The sequence below is a fragment of the Sulfurovum sp. genome (assembly GCF_015493435.1).
Lineage (GTDB): Bacteria > Campylobacterota > Campylobacteria > Campylobacterales > Sulfurovaceae > Sulfurovum.
Map to the genome: position 1 here is coordinate 17368 of NZ_WGDD01000001.1, position 18920 is coordinate 36287.

The following is an 18920-nucleotide window of genomic DNA, read 5'->3' on the forward strand; positions in this document are numbered from 1 at the left end:
CAAAGGCGTTTTTCATGAGACGTGCCATATACCCCGGAACCTTCGACCCGATCACCAACGGCCATCTCGATATTATCAAAAGAGCCTGCAGTATGTTCGACGAGATCATCGTGGCAGTGGCAGCTTCGGAAGCGAAAAAGCCTATGTTTACGTTGGAACAGCGTATTCAGATGGCACAGGATGCAAGCAAAGAATTTCCAAAGATCACCGTGATCGGCTTTGACAAACTGCTGGTCGACCTCTCCGATGATCTCGATGCCAATATCGTGGTCAGGGGCCTCAGGGCTGTCAGTGACTTCGAGTATGAACTGCAGATGGGATATGCCAATGCCTCTTTGAAGAAAGAACTCGAGACCATTTACCTCATGCCAAGCCTGCAGCATGCCTTTGTCAGCTCATCAGTCGTACGTGCCATCCTTGCCTATGACGGAAAAGTGGACCATCTGCTGCCTGAAACCACGTACAGAATGATCCGGGAGTACAGGAAGTAATGTACATACTCTTTGAAGGCATCGACACATGCGGGAAAAGCACACAGATAGACCTTCTTGCCAAGGCAGAGCCTGACATCATCATTACCTATGAACCCGGCGGTACGGCTTTCGGACAAAAAGCACGAGAGATACTTTTGAGCGACTCTCTGCATTCCAAGCGGGCCGAACTGCTGCTTTTTCTCGCTGACCGTGCCGAACACTATGAAGCCATCATTGAACCCAACCGGGACAAAGTAGTCGTCTCCGACAGAGGTTTTATTTCCGGTATCGGCTATGCTCTTGCCAATGACGACTTTGACTTTGAAGAACTGGTAGCGTTAAACCGTTTTGCACTCAAAGGCCGCTTTCCTGACAGGATCATTCTGTTCCTGACCGATATGGAAACACTTCAGGAACGTACCTCCCAAAAAGATCTTGACGGTATCGAACTCAGGGGACTGGCATATCTGCTTGACGTTCAGAAACATATGAAAGAGACCATCCTTCGACTCGGTATCCCTCATCTCTTTGTCGATGCGACGGACAGTATAGACAATATACATATTGCCATACTGCGATACCTGAAAATATAGCTCAAGGGTCTATTGTCATTGCGTCTTCTGTTTCTTCAGCCTGATAATGTGCCGGGAAATAGGATTTCTGTTTCATTTCATTCAGTTTTTTTTCAACAGCAGTCATCGCGTTTTGATACAGACGTGCTTTTGCATTGCTATCCAAATGTATATCACTGCTGTTGCTGCCCTCTTCACTCTGAACGTACTGTTTGATCGCATTTTTACTTTTTTCTCCCATTAAACCGTCAATCTTTCCGTCATAGAACCCCATTATCTGTAATGCACTTTGAAGTTTTTTAACGTTTTTTTGCTTATTTATTCCCTCGTATGATATATTTTTTTGCATCTCAAGCTGTACATAGATATCAGAAAGATACGGTTTGAAACGCTCATCAAGAAATCCTGAAGCCAAGCCCTGGTAGGTATGCTGAAAGGTTTCAACCGCCTGATAGGATTCCGGTGTCAAAAGATCACCGTTGATCTTTCCATGATAATATCCGAGATACTGCAATGCCAACTGCCACTTCACTTCATGACTGACCCTGTGGTCTTTATGATAATGTCTGTGACGGTAATGCTTATGATGCATATGGGATGCGCCATAAGTCTGTACCCGTTCAACCATATCATCCAGGAACGCTGCCTGAAGCGAAAGCGTGCCCAAAAAAACAATCCATATACTTTTTTTGCCAAACACTATCTCTTCCTTTCAATAACACTAATGCTATTTTACTCTCTTTGCATTACCTCTTTGTTACCTTTTTTATGTGACCGCCTCTTAATAACGACAAGGTATAATTACGTCACAATTTTAACTTCCATCAAAGGAAACTGCCATGATCAATCCGTTACGCGGTATGAAAGACCTTATGTTTGAGGATTCCCAGCGTTTTGTACACATTATTACTACGGCCATTACCGTGGCAAAACGCTACGGTTACAGCTATATCGAAACACCCATCCTTGAAGAGACCGCACTTTTCAGGCGTTCCGTGGGAGACAGCTCTGACATTGTAAGCAAAGAAATGTACCAGTTCGAGGACAAAGGCGGCAACGATGTCTGTATGCGTCCGGAAGGGACTGCCGGTGTGGTCCGTGCTTTTGTTTCGGGCAAACTTGACCGTCAGCCGGCAAAACAGAAATTCTACTACTACGGACCGATGTTCCGTTACGAACGACCGCAGAAAGGACGATTGAGAGAATTTCACCAGTTCGGATGCGAAAGTTTCGGGGAAGCTTCTGTTTATGAAGATTTCACCATCATTACCATGGTCGGCCAAATCTTCAAAGCACTCGGTATCGGGTTTGAATTGAAGATCAATTCCCTGGGCTGTCCTGAATGTATGCCTCCCTATAAGCAGAATCTTGTCAGCTTCCTGACGGATATCAGTGAAGATCTCTGTGCAGACTGCAACCGGCGGATCGAAACCAACCCCATCCGTGTGCTTGACTGCAAAAATGAGCAATGCCAGTCTCTTTTGGCACAATCGCCAAAACTCATAGATGAGCTCTGCGAAGCATGTGATACAGACTTCAAAAAACTCACTTCCCTGCTTGATGATGCAGGCATTGCCTATGAGGTCGATACCAACCTGGTCAGGGGACTGGACTACTACAACAAGACCGCATTTGAATTCGTCAGCAACGAGATCGGTTCGCAGTCTGCCATTGCCGGCGGCGGGCGCTACGACAAACTGGTAGAGTACCTTGACGGGAAACCCACACCGGCTGTAGGTTTTGCCATAGGGGCAGAACGTATCATGGAACTGGTGCAAATGCCGGGAAGAGAACGCGAAGGCTACTATATGGGTGCCATGGTACCCGAAGCTGTTGAAAAGATCATTATGCTTGCCAACCGAAAACGAACCTCGGACAAAGTGACTGTTGAGTACAGTTCAAAAGGTTTCAAGAGCCATATGAAAGGGGTAGACAAAGCCCATGCGCGCTATGCTGTTCTCATCGGGGAAGACGAGCTTGCAAACAATACAGTGTGGATAAAAGATATGGAAAGCAAAGAAGAAAAAACTGTCGCCTATACTGTCTAGGCAGTACTGTACCGGCTAAACAGCGTGACAGTTACCGGAGTGCGGGCCCGGCAGGAGCATTTCCGGTCCCATATCGGGCATATTTAGAAATTGAACATCATACCGGCATAAATAGAATCGCCGCGCGGTCCTTTGATCGTAGAGTGTTCATATTCCGTGATCAGTTTATAGTCTTCGTTTATCGCTATCTCCATACCGGCACCGACGACTGCTCCATGATCGGTATTTTTCTCATCAAGCTCATCAATATTCTCCCATTCATACTCATAACCTATTTTGGCAAAAAGACCGACTGTTTCGGTGGCTTCATAAACATACACAAAATCTATGGCCGAAGTATAATATTGCACATCGAATGCTTCAGGCTCAAAACCTTCTTTTTTCGCAGTCATCGTATTCTTTGAGTAGGAGAAATCATACTCCAGGGCAAACCCCTTTCCAATACGGTAGCCAAAGTCAACACCAAAACCGTATCCGGTATCTCCGTTGCGGGTCTCCTCTTCTTCCGTTATTTCGTCACCCCGGATCAACAGTCCTTTTGCCACGATGTAAAAGTTTGATCCTTCTACCTCCGCCGGCTCCGCTTTTTCAATATCTCCGCCGGCATACAGTTGTGTCATCAGTTGTGCCGCAAGTGCAGCGGCGAGTAATTGTTTTTTCATTCCTCATCCTTTTAAAAAATAATAAAGCAGCATTATAATCCGTTTAATTTAATCTTACTTGAGCCACCGGACAAGATCGCGGCTCAGCTTGACCATGATCCGGTTCGTCGCTTCTGCATAGCCTTTTGCATCGATTGTGGGAGTATTTTCTCTGTAACTGAATCTTTTTACCTTCAGGAGTTTCCCTGTCTCTGCATTTGTCAGCGTGAACTGTATGGAAACTACCGCATAGGAAGCCTTGCCTCTTACATGATGCGAAAAATCAAAAATGGTACTCTCAAGCCGAAGGTTCTCTTCTATATTTGAAGTGTACGGTACCACCACTTTAAAAAGCCTGCTTTGCGAAAGTATCTGTATCATACTGCCCTGCAGCAGTCTGCCTATGTTGTTAGACCAGCGTGAATTCAGGTATTCGCCACTGTCAGACAGTGAATAGGAATAAAGCATCCCGTCCGTCAACTTTTCCCCCAGTCCGACAGGATAGGAGACTTTCAGTATTTTGTTTCTGTACTCTCCCCCCGAAACAGGTGATACATGAGGAATCAGCAAACTGTATACCTTCATCACCGGTGCTTCTTTAAAGCTGCATCCGCTCAGCAGAAAAAAACTCAACACAAGCATAATATATCTCATTCTCCCGGCCCCCTTCTTCTTTTTCTCGAATTGAACAGCAGGCTGCTCGGATTGTTCTGCAGTTCTCTTGTCAGATCGGTCAGCTGTTCTGTTAAAATACCGATATCAACCAGCATCGGCTGAAACGTTTCTTTGATATTGTAGTCACCGCGGTTGAGACTCTTTTCCGCCTTCAGGGTCAAACGGTTGAAATTGACGGTGGCTTTCTGCAATGATTTGAGTACGGGAACGGTATTGTCTGTAATGCGTGTAAAATCAGAACTGACCGTATGCACATCCTGGTTGAGTTTCACCACTGCTTTTTTATAGACATCGATAGTACGGTTGAAGTCATCCAGTGTATGGACTGCTTTAGCGGTGAACGCATCGGTATGGTCAAGAATGCGGCTGAAAGCCCTGATATTCTTTTCACTCATCAGTTTTTCCGCTTTTTGCATAATATTCTCCAGGTTCTCCGCTATTGTACCCACCCCTTTTTTTGTTTTGTTAAACCACGAGGGGGCTGTTGGAATAACCGGGATTTGACCTTTTTTTGCCGTCAGAAGAGGCGATGCATTCGTCCCGCCTGAAATCTCTATGGCAAGCAGTCCGGTGATACCGAGCATTTCCGTATGCGCGACCATGTCTTTTTTAATGGGTACATCACTGCGTATTTTCAGAAAAACATCGATACGTTCTATATTTTTGGGATCGATGTGTATGTCACTGACCCGCCCGACATTCACACCATGCAGTCTGACCGTTGAATCTTTCGACAGTCCGGATACAGATTCGGTCATAGACAGTTTATACATTTTGTACTGGTCCTGCATGCCGTATTTGGCAAGCCATAAGGTAAAAGCCACAAGCCCTACCCCAAAAAGCAATACAAAAATACCGACGATCGTATAATTGACTTTACTATACATTTTCTACCTTACTCAACTTGTCCACATACTTCTCTTTCGTGTAGTCATTTTTAAAAAACGCTTCGACAAAAGGATGTTGTGATTGTAACACATTTTTCAAAGAACCCTCTGCTACCACACGTTTGTCTGCCAGAACAGCCATCCTGTCCACGATGTTGAAAATACTGTCCAGATCATGTGTGATCATAACAACCGTAATGCCGAGCATATCGCGAAGCTCTACAATAAGTGCATCAAAATTGCGTGCACCCACCGGGTCCAGGCCGGAAGTCGGTTCGTCGAGAAAAAGCAGCTTGGGCTCCATGGCAAGGGCCCGAGCCAGTGCCGCTCTTTTAATCATTCCGCCGCTCAGTTCGGAAGGGTAGAGGCTGCCCACATGGGCATCCAGTCCCACCATACCGATCTTGGAACGTACCAGCTGGTCACGCATTTCCTGACTGATATCGGTATATTCTTTGAGCTGCACTTCAATATTTTCCGCAATGGTCATGGAGGAGAAAAGTGCACCGAACTGAAAAAGCACTCCCCACTCTTGTCTCAGCTGCTGTGCCTCTTGAAAAGTAATGCGGCCGAGATCTTTGCCCAGCACGACAATGTCACCGCTGTTGGGTTCCTGAAGCATGATCATCTCTTTCATCAAAACCGATTTCCCCGCCCCGCTCTCTCCGAGAATGCCATAGATCTCATTCTCTCTGATCGTCAGGGAAACACCGTCATGAACCGTACGCTCACCGAAACGGGTCACAATATCTTTGGCTTCTATAACGACTTTGTCAGGCATCACAGGTTAAGCTCCGTATAGATCACAGAGAAGAGTGCATCAAACGCAATGACCAAAAAAATGGAGTTGACGACACTCGCCGTGGTATGCAGTCCGAGACTCTCTGTATTGTCCGACACCTGAAAGCCCCTGAAACAGCCCACCGCCGCGATCACAAAAGCAAAAACAGGCCCTTTGATCATGCCCAGAATGTAATGTTTGACCTCCACAACTTCATGCAGTCTGTCCACAAACTGGGAAAAAGTAATATTCAGCTGCATATCTGACGCAACCATCCCGCCGAAAATACCCATAATATCAGAAAAAAAGATCAGCAGCGGCAGAGAGATGATCAGGGCAAACACCCGCGGCAGCACCAGAAAACTGTAAGGATCAAAGCCCATCGTGCGCATGGCTGAAATTTCTTCCGTGATCTTCATGGCCCCGATCTCGGCCGTATAGGCTGAACCGCTCCGCCCGGCAATGACAATAGCCGTGATCATCGGGCCGAGTTCCCGCACAATGGAAATACCCACTGTATCGACAATATAGATATCGGCACCGAATTTTGCCAGTTCGACCGCTCCCTGGTAGGCGATGACCATTCCCACGAGAAAAGAGGTCAGACCAATGATCAGGAGTGCATTGAATCCCGAGTGGTGTATGTGGTAGGTCATCTCTTTTAAACGCATGGTGCCAGGATGGATAAGGGCATGAAAAACAGCCGAAAAGAGCTGCCCCAGAAAGGCGACAAAATCTTTGATGTCTTTCAACCCTTCTACCGCACTCTTCCCTATGTCCCTGACAAAACTTGACTTTCGCGGCGGCACAGAAGCGACGGTATGTCCCATCAGCAGGTCATACATTTCTTTCTGGCTTTGCGTGTAGCCTTTGGGTTCCACTTTCGTTTTCTTTTGAAAATGTTCAAAATATTCGATAAAAAGCAAAACGCCTGCACTGTCAAATTCGTCCACACCGGAAAGATCCCAGACGATCCTGCGATCCAGAGGAACACGGCGCAGCACTGGTTCGATCTTTTGTACGGTAGAGAGTGTCCACTCTCCTGACGAAACGAGCGTCACCTGCTGCTGGTCTTCTTTGATAGACAAAAACTCCCTCTTCATCCCTCTATTATAGGTAAGATTAGATTAAGTTTTGCTATAATCCGTGTAATTTTCCAATTCAGCCGGGATGATACTTTGCGGAAGAGCTATACTCTCTATTGCATCAGCCGGGTTCAATACAGAGGTATGTCATGAAACAGTTTGGTTTGGATATCTGGGCAGATGATAATTTTTTCATCAACAACGATACGGTCAATGTCAACTACGGCAGCCGGCCTTCTCTGCTTCAAATCACACAGGAGATCCGGGAGAGAGGCTACAAAGGCCCTCTGCTGCTGCGTTTTCCCCACCTCATCAGCAAACAGATCCATACCCTCTTTGACACGTTCACACAAGCCAAAAAAGCATTTGGTTACCGGGGAAATTTTCATGCCGTTTTTCCGCTTAAAGTCAACCAGTTCCCCAACTTTATCCACGCTCTTATCGATGTTTCCCGGGACTATCATTACGGTCTCGAAGCAGGAAGCAAGGCCGAGCTTATCCTCGCCATAAGCAAAACCCCTCCCGGTGCTCCTATTACGGTCAACGGCTTCAAGGACAAAGAGATGATATCCCTCTGTTTCATTGCGGCAAAAACAGGACACAATATTACCGTGACCATCGAAGGCCTCGGCGAACTCGAAACGATCATTCAGGTGGACAGAGAATTCAATTCTGACCAGGAACGCTCCGTTGCACCCAAGATAGGCATGCGCGTACGTCTTCACAGTGCCGGTACGGGTACCTGGGCAAAAAGCGGCGGCTACAGTTCCAAATTCGGACTGACGTCCACTGAACTGCTTGAAGCCTATGAAATGCTCACACAGAATGCACTGCTTGACCGTCTCTGGATGATCCACTTCCATATCGGTTCTCAGATGGGCGACATTGCCCCTCTGAAAAAAGCGCTCAGGGAAGCAGGCAATATTTATGCCGAACTGAAGAAACGGGGTGCGGACAGCCTTGGTGCCATCAATATAGGCGGCGGACTGGCAGTAGAATATTCCCAGCACGACAGCAGTATGGAACGAAATTATTCTCTCAGGGAATTTGCCAATGACGTGGTGTACCTGATGCAGGAGATCTCCAGGAGCAAAGGTGTTGCAGAACCGGATATTTTTACCGAATCCGGCCGATATATCGCGGCATCCCATTCTGTACTAATCGCTCCCGTACTGGAACTTTTTTCGCAGGAGTACCACCAAAAAGCGCTGCGCCTCAAAGCAGAGAATCCGCCGCTTATCCAGGAACTTTATGACCTTCTCCATACCATCAGCCGGAAAAATGCACGGGAGTATCTGCATGATGCCCTTGACCACATGGAGTCGCTGCTGACACTCTTCGATCTGGGTTATATTGACCTTGAAGACCGTTCCAATACTGAAATTCTGGTCAATCTGATCGTCAAAAAAGCGATCTCCCTGCTGAAGAATGAAGGTTCGGACGAACTCAAACGCCTTCAGGACCGTATTCAGGAGCGTTATCTCGTCAATTTTTCCCTCTTTCAGTCCCTGCCCGACTTTTGGGGACTGGCACAGCAGTTTCCGGTCATGCCCCTGGACAGACTCGATGAAAAACCAAGCAATCCGGCCAGTATTTGGGACATTACCTGCGACAGTGACGGAGAAATGGCTTTCAGCCGTGACCTGCCTCTCTACCTTCATGACATTGATGTGGGCAAAGAAGAGTATTTTCTTGCTTTCTTTCTTACCGGTGCCTACCAGGAAGTGCTGGGTATGCAGCACAACCTTTTCACACATCCCACCGAATGTGTCATCCGATTTAAAGAGGACGGCACATACAGCATCGGCAGCCTGATCGAAGCACAAAACCTCATGGATGTTCTGGATGATCTCGACTATGATACTGCGCTCATCGACAAGACACTCAAACAGCAGATAGAGGAATCTCTCTTCATTTCCAAAGAGGAAAAAGAGGAACTTTTGGGAAAACTTTATCTTTATTTAAGTGAAAACAGTTATCTTAAGACCATTCAGGCCATAAGTGAAAACAATTAAGGATATAATGTGAACCTATTCAGTCTTATCAAAGAGGACTTTCTCAATGTCAAGAGGAACGACCCTGCCCTGCATTCAACCTTTGAACTCTTTTTCAACTACCCGGGTCTCTGGGCACTCTTTTTTTACCGTTTCGCACATGCCCTCTACCAGACAGGTCTGCGCTTTCTTCCGCGTTTTATTTCTGCGATCGGACTTTTTCTGACCACCATAGACATTCATCCCGCTGCGGTGCTGGGCAGAAGGGTTTTCATTGACCATGGGGTCGGTGTGGTCATCGGTGAAACAACGATCATAGGCAACGATGTCATCATTTACCAGCAGGTGACACTCGGCGGTGTCAGTACCAGCAAAGGAAAACGCCACCCGACGCTTGAAAACAATGTCGTCATCGGGGCAGGGTCCAAAATCCTGGGGAACATCACCATCGGAGCCAACTCCAAAGTCGGAGCCAACTCTGTTGTCGTCAAAGATGTCCCTGCCGACTCGACAGCCATCGGTATTCCTGCCCGTGTCCTGAAAAGAGGGTATGACAAAACACCGCTGAGCCACAACAAGATCCCCGATGTCAACAAAGAGATTTTCGAATATCTGCTCAAGCGTATCGAAGTACTCGAAGATGCCCTGCCGAAGACAAAACAGAAAAACATCAAAGAGAGAGATCACCAGCTTGAAGAGCTCTATGACAACTTCATTCACAGTATGGAGTAGCAGATAACACTTTCTAAACCACTTTTGGATATAATAATTAAATTTTATTCAGAGGGTTTTTTATGTTATCAGACCGTATACAGACACTTTCATCATCACTCACCATTGCTATTTCCTCCTTGGCCAGGGACCTCAAGGCACAAGGAAAAGACATTCTCAGTTTTTCTGCGGGAGAGCCGGACTTCGGTACCCCCAGACGCATCAAAGACGAAGCGATCAAAGCGATCAACGAAGGATTTACCCAGTATACCGCCGTACCCGGTATTCCCGAACTCCTTGAAGCGATAGCCGGCAAACTCAAAAGAGACAACGGGCTTGTGTACGAGCCTTCGGACATTATTGTCAGCAACGGGGCGAAACACTCCCTCTTCAATCTCTGCCAGGCACTCATCAACGAAGGCGATGAAGTGATCATTCCTGCTCCCTACTGGGTCACTTATCCTGAACAGGTCAAATACTCCCAGGGCACGCCTGTCATCATCGAGACTGACGAAATGAACAATTTCAAGATCACAGCCAAGCAGTTGAAGGCAGCCATCACACCCAAAACCAAAATGCTTATACTCACTACCCCCTCCAACCCGACAGGTTCCGTCTATACCAGGGCAGAGCTTGAATCCATAGGAGAGGTCCTCAAAGGAACAGAGATCATCATTGCAAGTGACGAAATGTATGAAAAGCTCGTTTACGGTGCCGAATTCACTGCTACGGCAAGCATCTCCGAAGATATGTTCCGCAGAACAGTTACCATTAACGGACTGAGCAAATCTGTTGCGATGACAGGATGGCGTTTCGGCTACCTGGCTTCACCGAACAAAGAATTGATCTCAGTGATGAACAAACTGCAGAGCCAGAGTACGTCCAATATCAATTCCATTACCCAAAAGGCGGCTATTCCTGCGCTTGACGGAGAAGTCGACGATGAGATAGAGATGATGAGACAGGCATTTGAAGCCAGAGCCAAAGAGGCGGCAGAGCTCATGAATGAAATCGAGGGACTGAGTGTTCTCAGGCCCGAAGGTGCTTTTTATCTTTTTGTCAACATCAAAGATATCAGCAATGATTCTATCACTTTCTGCAAAGAACTGCTTCAGGAAGTGGGTGTAGCCGTAGTTCCCGGCTTAGGGTTCGGGTCGGAAGGATATTTCAGATTTTCCTTTGCAACCGATATTTCAACCATCAGAGAAGGTATCCGGCGGATCGACAAATACGTCAAAAGCAAGCGATAGGTCTTTTTGACTTCAGGGGAGGCAGCTTCGCTGTCATCCTCGCTTTTTCAGCGGCAAAGGGCTTTTTCCATGAAGTTTTTCTATACACTTTTTTTTCTTTTCACTTTTGCTGCATTCCCGCTCCGGGCAAGCCCCAGAACAATCGATTTTTCCATGGTGATCTCGGGCGGTGTGAGTCTTGGAGCCTATGAGTCCGGCTACAACTGGGCTATGATAAAAATGATGAAGAACCTGCGTCAGCATGCCGTTTACATTAAGCCGGAGCTGCGTGCGGTCGCCGGTGCTTCTGCCGGCAGCATCAATGCTCTGCTCACGACACTCTACTGGTGTCAAAAAGAAGATGTGCCGTTAAAGAACAGTGTGGAAGACAACCTTTTTTACGATACCTGGGTCGATCTCGGTATTGAAGATCTTATGATTAAGGGTGAAGACCCCCATAACCAAAGTTCACTCTTCAGCCGCAGGGTTTTGCGTAAAAAAGCGCAAAAGATCATAGCGCATCTTCAAAAAGATATTTACAAAAAAGGGTGTGAAGTCGCTCTTGGCGTCTCTGTCACCAAAGCAACCCCCATTGTGGAAGACATTGCCGGAATACAGATCAAAAACCAGCATTTTTCCATTCCTTTCACGATGGAGGAGTATCAGGGGCATATGCGTATCAGCAACAGAAAGATGCCTCCCAGTACAGATTTTTACCTTTCCATTCCCGGCATCGAACATAATGCTTCCAAAATAATCAATGTGCTTTTTGCCTCATCCGCTTTTCCCGGTGTCTTCCAGCAGGTCAAACTTGACTATGTGTACAAAGGAAAACCGTATAAAAATTATTTCATAGACGGCGGTGCTTATGACAATGTTCCGCTTCAACTCGCCATCGAACTGGACCGACGGTCTCACTTCTTTCTCTTTATGGACCCTTCCAATATGCGCAAAGAACCCAAACAAAAAGAAGAGGAGACGGAACAGGCTCCCATAGGTTTTTTCAGCAGCAATACGCTACCCCTGCTCAACACTCTGGAAATCTTTCAGTCCATGAAACTCTATGAGGCGATCAACAAATATTTCAGAGGCCATACGGACAATTCACTCATACTCTCTTCACGCTATCATCCTCTGACCGGTAACTATCTTGAACACTTTGCTGCCTTTCTCGACAAAAATTTCAGACAATACGATTATCAGGTAGGCGTTTATGATGCCGTGTACCATCTTGCCAAAAAGCTCAGAACAGAAAAACATTTCAGCGGCTATTCGCAGGAAGCATTGATGCAGATACTTCAAAAAAAGATCGGCATCGACAAAAACCCAGATGCAAAAGAGGCATTCAAACTCTTTATGGACACTGAGTTTCACCATATCCGGCCCAAAACAGACAATCGCTACACTGCGATCTACAATGCCTTCAACCTGCAATGTATCGACAGAAAACGCTATGGGTTTGAAGCGTTTAAAACGTTTCTTTCCAAACTCGATATGCACTATCTTCCTACCCCGAAAAGATCGTTTCTGCGTTATGCCAAAAAAGATATTGACAACTGGTACAAGAAACCGCTCCGCTTTGTGGTCAACCGTATCACGACCCTGGAGAACGACAGGGCGAAAGTCTACCCTGACTACCGTTCTTTTGCCACACTCGCCAGTGTCAGTGCCTGGGCGGGAAGCACTTTCATCAAAGACAAAGAAGGCTTTGAATTTTTGCCGCTGAATGCCCCTGACGATGGACAGAACGGCACGTTAAGAACCGCTCTGAGACTGCTGCCAGGAGGAATCTCTACCGACATGAAGAACGGCGGTATGAGCATGGGCTATACGGCACTTTACCATTTGAACAAACCGCTGATCAGCGGTTTTGAAGGCAAAGCGTCCTATGTTCTGGGAAGCCATACCCCCGATTTTGTACGTTTTGATCTTGGCGCCTACAGCGAATACAGTAATGTCCTCAAATTCGGTGCCGGTGCCAGTCTGTTCGGAGATACAAAGGGGAAATTCTACAAAAAAGAAAGTGCCTACGGCTACAACACGTACGTCGATCTGCTCGATATCTTCCGTCTCACCTATGTCCACCGGGGAGGCGATCTTTATACCAATGACTATCTTTATTTCGGTATTGAAAATATTCCCAGTCTTCTCTACTGGCTGAGCCGTTAATCCCTGATCTTATTTTGTATCTTTTTTCCTGGTCATAGCGTGCATCCCGTACCAGATAAGCCCTATGACACTTACCGCTGCCAAAGGGGCGATCCAGGCATGGTGCTGCACAAAAGTGAACAGCAAAATGATCTTTGCACTGGCATAATAGGCACTGAGCCCGATAGTGAGTATAAAAATGATCGTTGCAAATATATTAAAGAATATAAACTTTTTAAAGTCATATTTTGACAGGGCCATGGAAATGGGTACCAGTGTTTTCACGCCATACAGGAACTTCTGAATGAAAATCGCCCATACGCCGTATTTGCGCATAATGAGCGTGGCAAGTGCTATTTTGCGCTTGTGTTTGGCATAGTAGGGACGGATATCTTTTTTATGGTATTTCCCAAGGTAGAAGAGAAAGTTGTCACCCATAAAATTGGCGACCATTGCCACGATCAGTGCCGTGGTCAGGTCCATATGTCCCAGATAGGAGAAAACCCCTGCCGCTGCCACAATGAAGAGAGAACCGCCGAAAGAGAAAAATGCGACCGCAAGATAACCCCAGGTCTCCAGAGAAGAAAAATCCATATATATTCCAAAATTTAAAATTAGGCAATGATATCCAAATATCATTAACCAAGCACATCTTTAATGGTTAATTTTTAATTCATTGGCTATAATCCCAACCATGATCAGCACACTGTTTTCCATCATTTTTGTGTATGTCTTCATCCTGCTCGGCTACCTTGCCAAACGCATCTTCAAAGACGACATGAATACCAAAACCCTGACATTGATGTCAGTCTACTTTCTTCAGCCCTTTGTAACGGTCTGGGGTTTCAGTACCGCCAGGCTGCATGAGGAACATTTCTTTGTTCCCCTGATCTATCTGGCGATCATCCTAGCGCTGCTGCTTCCGACTATCCTGATAGGCAGATTGATATTTTCAGATATTAAAAAACGGGCCATCTTCTCTATCGCCGGATTTGTGGGTAATACAGGCAACATCGGTATTCCTCTCGGCATAGCACTTTTCGGAGAGCAGAGTGTCATTTTTACCACACTCATCAATATTGCCAATGTATTCGTCGTGTATGGGCTGGGCGTCTATATCTACTCGCGCGGCTCTTTTGGCATCAGACAGTCGCTTTTCAATATTGTAAAAATTCCTATCATACCTGCTTCCCTCATTGCAATATTAATGAATATAAACAATATCCGGTTTACTCCCGAAATAGAAGAATTCTTTAAAATGGGCGCCTATGCAGGCATTGTACTGCAACTCTTCCTGCTCGGTACCTTCCTCCAGGGGATCCGCATCAGAGAACTGCATCCCAAACTGTTCATAGGGACCATGAGCCAGAAATTCATCATTGTTCCCCTTGCTACGGCACTCATTCTCTCTATGACCGGCCTGCCGCTTTTTGTCCAGGGTGTCATTTTCATGGAAATGATGACCCCGCTTGCCGTGGCCAACATCAATCTTGCCTCGCTCTACGACTGCCGCCCCAAAGATGTTACGTCCCTTATACTGCTGAGCACCCTGCTCTTTATTCCCCTGCTTTTTCTCCTCAGTTATGTCATAAATCACTACTATTTGTGATAAAATAACCCATTCTACATTGAGGAGTTCCCATGTCCAAAAAAACCCTTATCATCGGTGCCGGCGGTGTCGGCAATGTCGTTGCCTTCAAATGCGCCATGAATGACGGCACCTTCGGAGAAATCACGCTGGCAAGCAGGACGCTCAGCAAGTGCGATGCCATCGCGGCAAATGTCAAAGCCAAAACCGGTGTGGAGATCAAAACGGCTCAAGTCGATGCAGATTCGGTGCCCGAACTCATCGAGCTCATCAACCGTACCGGAGCGAATATCGTCATTAATGTAGCACTCCCCTACCAGGACCTGACCATCATGGATGCCTGCGAGGAATGTCTTGTCGACTACCTTGACACAGCCAACTACGAACATCCGGACACTGCCAGCTTTGAGTACAGGGAACAGTGGGCCAGAGACGAAGAATACCGCAAAAGCAATATCATGGCACTGCTGGGCAGCGGCTTTGACCCGGGTGTGACCAATGTCTTCTGTGCCTATGCCCAGAAACACTATTTTGACGAGATCCATACCATAGACATTCTTGACTGCAATGCAGGGAACCACGGCTACCCCTTTGCCACCAATTTCAACCCGGAGATCAACCTGCGTGAAGTCTCTGCCAAGGGCCGCTACTGGCAAAAAAACGAGAAGGGAGAGGGGGAATGGATCGAAACCGAACCGATGGAGATCAAACAGGTCTGGGACTATCCGGAAATCGGTCCCAAAGACTCCTATCTGCTCTACCACGAAGAGATGGAAAGTCTGGTCAAACACATCAAGGGGCTCAAACGTATCCGCTTCTTTATGACCTTCGGTGAAAGCTACCTGACGCACATGCGCTGCCTTGAAAATGTCGGCATGCTCGGTATTGAACCTGTAGAACACAAAGGCCAGAAGATCATCCCCATTGAATTTCTCAAAACCCTCCTTCCCGACCCTGCAAGTCTGGGACCCCGTACCAAAGGCAAGACCAACATCGGCATTTTTGCCAAAGGCATCAAAGACGGCAAAGAGAAAACCGTATACATTTACCAGGTCAGTGACCATGAAAAATGCTACGAAGAGGTGCTCGCCCAGGCAGTCAGCTACACGACCGGCGTACCTGCCATGATCGGTGCCAAACTGATGCTTGAAGGCATCTGGGAGGGCAAAGGGGTCTTCAACATGGAACAGTTCGACCCTGACCCCTTCATGGAAGAGCTCAACAGACAGGGACTGCCCTGGAAAGTCATGGAACTGGGAGCCAATGAAGACCTCAGAGTGGATATATCATGACCTTCAACGGTTTCCCCCAAGAGGGACTTCAGTTTTTAAGCAAGATCATTACCCATAATTCCAAAGAGTGGCTTGATGCACACAGAGACGAATATGAACGCTGTATTGTGGCTCCAAACAAAGCCTATGTCGAAGAGATGGGAGAGCACCTGCAGATCCTGGTACCGACCATCCATGCCGAACCGAAAACCAACAAATCCCTCTTCCGCATTTACCGTGACGCACGTTTTCACCTGAATGACCCCATCAAAACACGCATCGGTATCATCTTCTGGCAGGGGGCGGGACACCGTATGCAGAGCAGCAGTTTCTACATGCACTACGATCCCTTTGAAATCTTCGTAGCCACAGGCATACGCAACTTCAAACCCACCCTGCTGGCCGCCTACAGAGCATACATCCAAAACGATGAACGGCGCAATGAGCTTCACGGCATTCTTCAGAACTTAAAGGCCAAAGGCTACACCCTTCCCGAACCAAAGTACAAACGTATGCCAAGGGAATGCGACAGCAAAGAGGCACACAGTTATCTCTATCGCATGGGAGCTCTTTATGGCTACACCACTTTCCCGCCCGATGAAATCTTCCATTCCGAAGCGATCATTGACCGGAATTTCAAGATTTATGAAGACATGCTTCCCCTGCAGCAATGGCTTTATGAACTGACACTGCACTGTGATACCGATGCCGATACATTCAAATAAGCCGGGATTCTCCGTCTATACACATTTTTTGCACACAGTTAGACTACAATAACCTATCAAGCAAAAAGGCTTTTCATGAAACATCATGTGGTAATACTCGGCGGAAGTTACGGCGGCATTTCTGCACTCAGAAAACTGCAGAGCGATCCCAATATCCTCATTACACTTATTGACCGGCATCCCTGCCATTATCTGCAGACAGAAGGGTATGAGCTCATTGCCGGCGATACCTACTTTTCCAATACCATTGTGAACCTCTCTTCGCTGTGTGCCAATTATCCCAATGTCACCTTCAGACACAGTACGGTCAGAGAGATCGATCCGAAACAGAAGCGTATTTTCCTCGAAGAAGGGGAAGAGAGCTACGATACCCTTATTATCGCCATGGGATGTGTCACCAAACGTTTTGAATGCGACACACAGGTGTACCATTACTCTTCAGGGGCCAAAAGCCTCAGAGGCGCCTTGAAACTGAACCGGTTTTTTCAGGATGAGCTTTACAAACGGCTTGAATCGGACAGGCATGCCAAAGAGAACTTCAACATCGTTATCGGAGGTGCCGGCCTTTCCGGTGTCGAGATCGCAGCAAGTATGCAGCATTTTTTCAACCGCTACTACAGAAGCAACACACTCTCCTGCGAAACACTCAATATCCACCTCATCGCCAGCAGGGAAAGCGTCCTGCACGGCATGCATCCCAAGATCATCAAGATCACGACAAAAAGACTTAAATCGCTCCGGGTCAAGATACATACCCACTGCCGGATCGCTGCCATTGAAGACCATGAGGCTGTTATGACGAACGGAGAGAAAATTCCTTTCGATTTCATGATCTTTGCAGGCGGTACAACCGCCAATCCGGCCCTAAAGGATTTTGAAGCGGACAAGAACCGCAAAGGACAGATCCTTGTTGATGATTCTATGCGCTGTCCTGCCTACAGCAATCTCTATGTCATAGGCGATGCAGCCGAACTGAAAGACAGACAGGGTAATATCCTTCCGCCTACGGCAATGACAGCCATGGGAAGCGGTACACTGGCCGCAGAAAACATTATCAATACACTCGATGCAAAGGCATTGAAAAAAGCCGATCTCCGTATTGAAGGCATCGCTATTGCCCTCGGCGGAAAATATGCCGCGGTCGATATAAAATTCATACGCTTTTCAGGCTACCCGGCCTACCTGACAAAAAAGTTGATCGAAAAGATGTATAAATGGCCGCTCTGGTGGCTGGCATACAGGGGCTTCAAAAAGATCGAAAACTGCCGTATCTGATCAGCACAGCCCTATCATACTCATGAACCGTCCGCTGCATCCCTGCTCTTTTCGGTAAGAGAAAAAGGACGCCGTTTCACAAGCGGTACAGAGATGGCTCATTTCGATATTGGACGGCAAAAGACCGCTTTCAAGAAGTTGATATTTGTTAATATATGGAAGGTCGAGCCTGTATTTCCCCTGCTTTCCATCAAGGCAGGCTTCAGGTATTTCAAAAAAATGTCTGGCCACGTCTTCTCCCACTTCATAGCAGCATTTTCCTATGGCCGGGCCAATACCTGCCCTTATCATCCGGGGATCACACCCGAACCTGTCCGCCATCATCCTGACTGTTTTGGCAGCAATTTCTGTGTACGTCCCTTTCCAGCCTGCATGGACTGCCGCTGCCACCTTTTTTTCAGGTTCATACAGAAGAACGGGTACACAGTCCGCCGTCAAGATCGTCAGCATTACCCCCGGTACATCCGTGATCAGGGCATCACAGTCTGCCACTGCATCTTCGATCCCTTCCCAGCCTTTTGTCTCTTTGTCTCCTATGACCGCTATATGGTCGCTGTGTGTCTGCTCGGCAACGACAAAATGCATCTCCTTCGCCAAACCCAGTTCAGAAATGACCTTTTTCCGGTTCGCCACGATCTCCCGAGCCGCTTCCCCCGTATGGAGTGCTAGACTGAATGCATACGGTTCCATGGGGTCTTTCTGCGTGACTGCATGCAGACATCCAGTCTCTTCGGAAAGATTTTTAAAACGGTAAAAAGAAGCCATAGCAATCCTTATATCCTTTTCGATATAATACCCTAAAAAACAGCAGGGTTGC

At 47.0% G+C, this 18920-nt stretch carries 19 protein-coding genes; 11 read left to right on the forward strand and 8 right to left on the reverse strand.

Annotated elements, in window-relative coordinates; translation table 11 throughout:
• The first annotated feature begins 14 nt into the window (after nt 1-14).
• Together coaD and tmk are read left to right on the forward strand one after the other, a co-directional pair.
• Nucleotides 15-491, forward strand: coding sequence for a pantetheine-phosphate adenylyltransferase (gene coaD / locus F8L24_RS00085; protein ID WP_294950863.1), 477 nt, complete (start codon nt 15-17; stop codon nt 489-491).
• Entirely contained in the window at nt 491-1066 is a 576-nt protein-coding gene (gene tmk, locus F8L24_RS00090; protein WP_294950864.1) for a dTMP kinase, read from the forward strand. Before coaD ends, tmk begins: the two co-directional genes overlap by 1 nt.
• A gap of 1 nt (nt 1067) precedes the next feature.
• Here the strand turns inward: tmk and F8L24_RS00095 are convergent, their stop codons facing one another.
• Nucleotides 1068-1745, reverse strand: a complete 678-nt coding sequence (locus F8L24_RS00095) for a peptidoglycan-binding domain-containing protein (RefSeq protein ID WP_294950865.1) — start codon at nt 1743-1745, stop codon at nt 1068-1070.
• Between the two features lie 139 nt (nt 1746-1884).
• Here F8L24_RS00095 and hisS point away from each other — a divergent pair, with 139 nt between their 5' ends.
• Nucleotides 1885-3093 (forward strand): histidine--tRNA ligase, encoded by a 1209-nt coding sequence (hisS, locus tag F8L24_RS00100; RefSeq protein ID WP_294950866.1) that lies wholly within the window; start codon nt 1885-1887, stop codon nt 3091-3093.
• 83 nt (nt 3094-3176) lie between these two features.
• Here the strand turns inward: hisS and F8L24_RS00105 are convergent, their stop codons facing one another.
• The 5 genes from F8L24_RS00105 to F8L24_RS00125 are packed head-to-tail and all read right to left on the reverse strand — an operon-like array spanning nt 3177 to nt 7165.
• Nucleotides 3177-3755, reverse strand: coding sequence for a porin family protein (locus F8L24_RS00105; RefSeq protein ID WP_294950867.1), 579 nt, complete (start codon nt 3753-3755; stop codon nt 3177-3179).
• A 54-nt stretch (nt 3756-3809) separates the two neighbouring features.
• Complete coding sequence (locus tag F8L24_RS00110; RefSeq protein ID WP_294950868.1) at nt 3810-4388, reverse strand: ABC-type transport auxiliary lipoprotein family protein; 579 nt, start codon at nt 4386-4388, stop codon at nt 3810-3812.
• Nucleotides 4385-5296: an MlaD family protein gene (locus F8L24_RS00115; protein WP_294950869.1), complete on the reverse strand. Its 912-nt coding sequence runs from the start codon at nt 5294-5296 to the stop codon at nt 4385-4387. The genes F8L24_RS00110 and F8L24_RS00115 overlap by 4 nt, the downstream gene beginning before the upstream one ends.
• The gene (locus F8L24_RS00120; protein WP_294950870.1) at nt 5289-6077 is read right to left on the reverse strand and encodes an ATP-binding cassette domain-containing protein; all 789 of its coding nucleotides are present in this window, start codon (nt 6075-6077) and stop codon (nt 5289-5291) included. Before F8L24_RS00120 ends, F8L24_RS00115 begins: the two co-directional genes overlap by 8 nt.
• On the reverse strand, nt 6077-7165 hold the full coding sequence (locus F8L24_RS00125) for an ABC transporter permease (protein WP_294950871.1): 1089 nt from the start codon (nt 7163-7165) through the stop codon (nt 6077-6079). Before F8L24_RS00125 ends, F8L24_RS00120 begins: the two co-directional genes overlap by 1 nt.
• Nucleotides 7166-7311: 146 nt before the next feature.
• On the opposite strand from F8L24_RS00125, the gene speA reads away from it, so the two are divergent.
• The 4 genes from speA to F8L24_RS00145 all read left to right on the forward strand — a co-directional run bounded on the left by speA (nt 7312) and on the right by F8L24_RS00145 (nt 13265).
• Nucleotides 7312-9177, forward strand: a complete 1866-nt coding sequence (gene speA / locus F8L24_RS00130; RefSeq protein WP_294950872.1) for a biosynthetic arginine decarboxylase — start codon at nt 7312-7314, stop codon at nt 9175-9177.
• A 9-nt stretch (nt 9178-9186) separates the two neighbouring features.
• Nucleotides 9187-9888: a serine O-acetyltransferase gene (cysE, locus tag F8L24_RS00135; RefSeq protein WP_294950873.1), complete on the forward strand. Its 702-nt coding sequence runs from the start codon at nt 9187-9189 to the stop codon at nt 9886-9888.
• A gap of 62 nt (nt 9889-9950) precedes the next feature.
• Nucleotides 9951-11117, forward strand: a complete 1167-nt coding sequence (locus F8L24_RS00140; protein WP_294950874.1) for a pyridoxal phosphate-dependent aminotransferase — start codon at nt 9951-9953, stop codon at nt 11115-11117.
• A gap of 69 nt (nt 11118-11186) precedes the next feature.
• On the forward strand, nt 11187-13265 hold the full coding sequence (locus tag F8L24_RS00145; protein ID WP_294950875.1) for a patatin-like phospholipase family protein: 2079 nt from the start codon (nt 11187-11189) through the stop codon (nt 13263-13265).
• Nucleotides 13266-13274: 9 nt separating this feature from the next.
• Here F8L24_RS00145 and F8L24_RS00150 read toward each other — a convergent pair whose 3' ends face one another.
• Complete coding sequence (locus F8L24_RS00150) at nt 13275-13838, reverse strand: VTT domain-containing protein (RefSeq protein ID WP_294950876.1); 564 nt, start codon at nt 13836-13838, stop codon at nt 13275-13277.
• 100 nt (nt 13839-13938) lie between these two features.
• Here F8L24_RS00150 and F8L24_RS00155 point away from each other — a divergent pair, with 100 nt between their 5' ends.
• The 4 genes from F8L24_RS00155 (at nt 13939) to F8L24_RS00170 (ending at nt 18103) form a co-directional block, all read left to right on the forward strand.
• Nucleotides 13939-14853, forward strand: a complete 915-nt coding sequence (locus F8L24_RS00155; protein ID WP_294950877.1) for an AEC family transporter — start codon at nt 13939-13941, stop codon at nt 14851-14853.
• A gap of 32 nt (nt 14854-14885) precedes the next feature.
• Nucleotides 14886-16124, forward strand: coding sequence for a saccharopine dehydrogenase family protein (locus F8L24_RS00160; protein ID WP_294950878.1), 1239 nt, complete (start codon nt 14886-14888; stop codon nt 16122-16124).
• Nucleotides 16121-16828: a DUF2461 domain-containing protein gene (locus F8L24_RS00165; RefSeq protein WP_294950879.1), complete on the forward strand. Its 708-nt coding sequence runs from the start codon at nt 16121-16123 to the stop codon at nt 16826-16828. Before F8L24_RS00160 ends, F8L24_RS00165 begins: the two co-directional genes overlap by 4 nt.
• A gap of 75 nt (nt 16829-16903) precedes the next feature.
• Entirely contained in the window at nt 16904-18103 is a 1200-nt protein-coding gene (locus F8L24_RS00170) for an FAD-dependent oxidoreductase (RefSeq protein ID WP_294950880.1), read from the forward strand.
• Here the strand turns inward: F8L24_RS00170 and pgeF are convergent, their stop codons facing one another.
• On the reverse strand, nt 18104-18868 hold the full coding sequence (pgeF, locus tag F8L24_RS00175; RefSeq protein WP_294950881.1) for a peptidoglycan editing factor PgeF: 765 nt from the start codon (nt 18866-18868) through the stop codon (nt 18104-18106).
• Nucleotides 18869-18920: the final 52 nt, after the last annotated feature.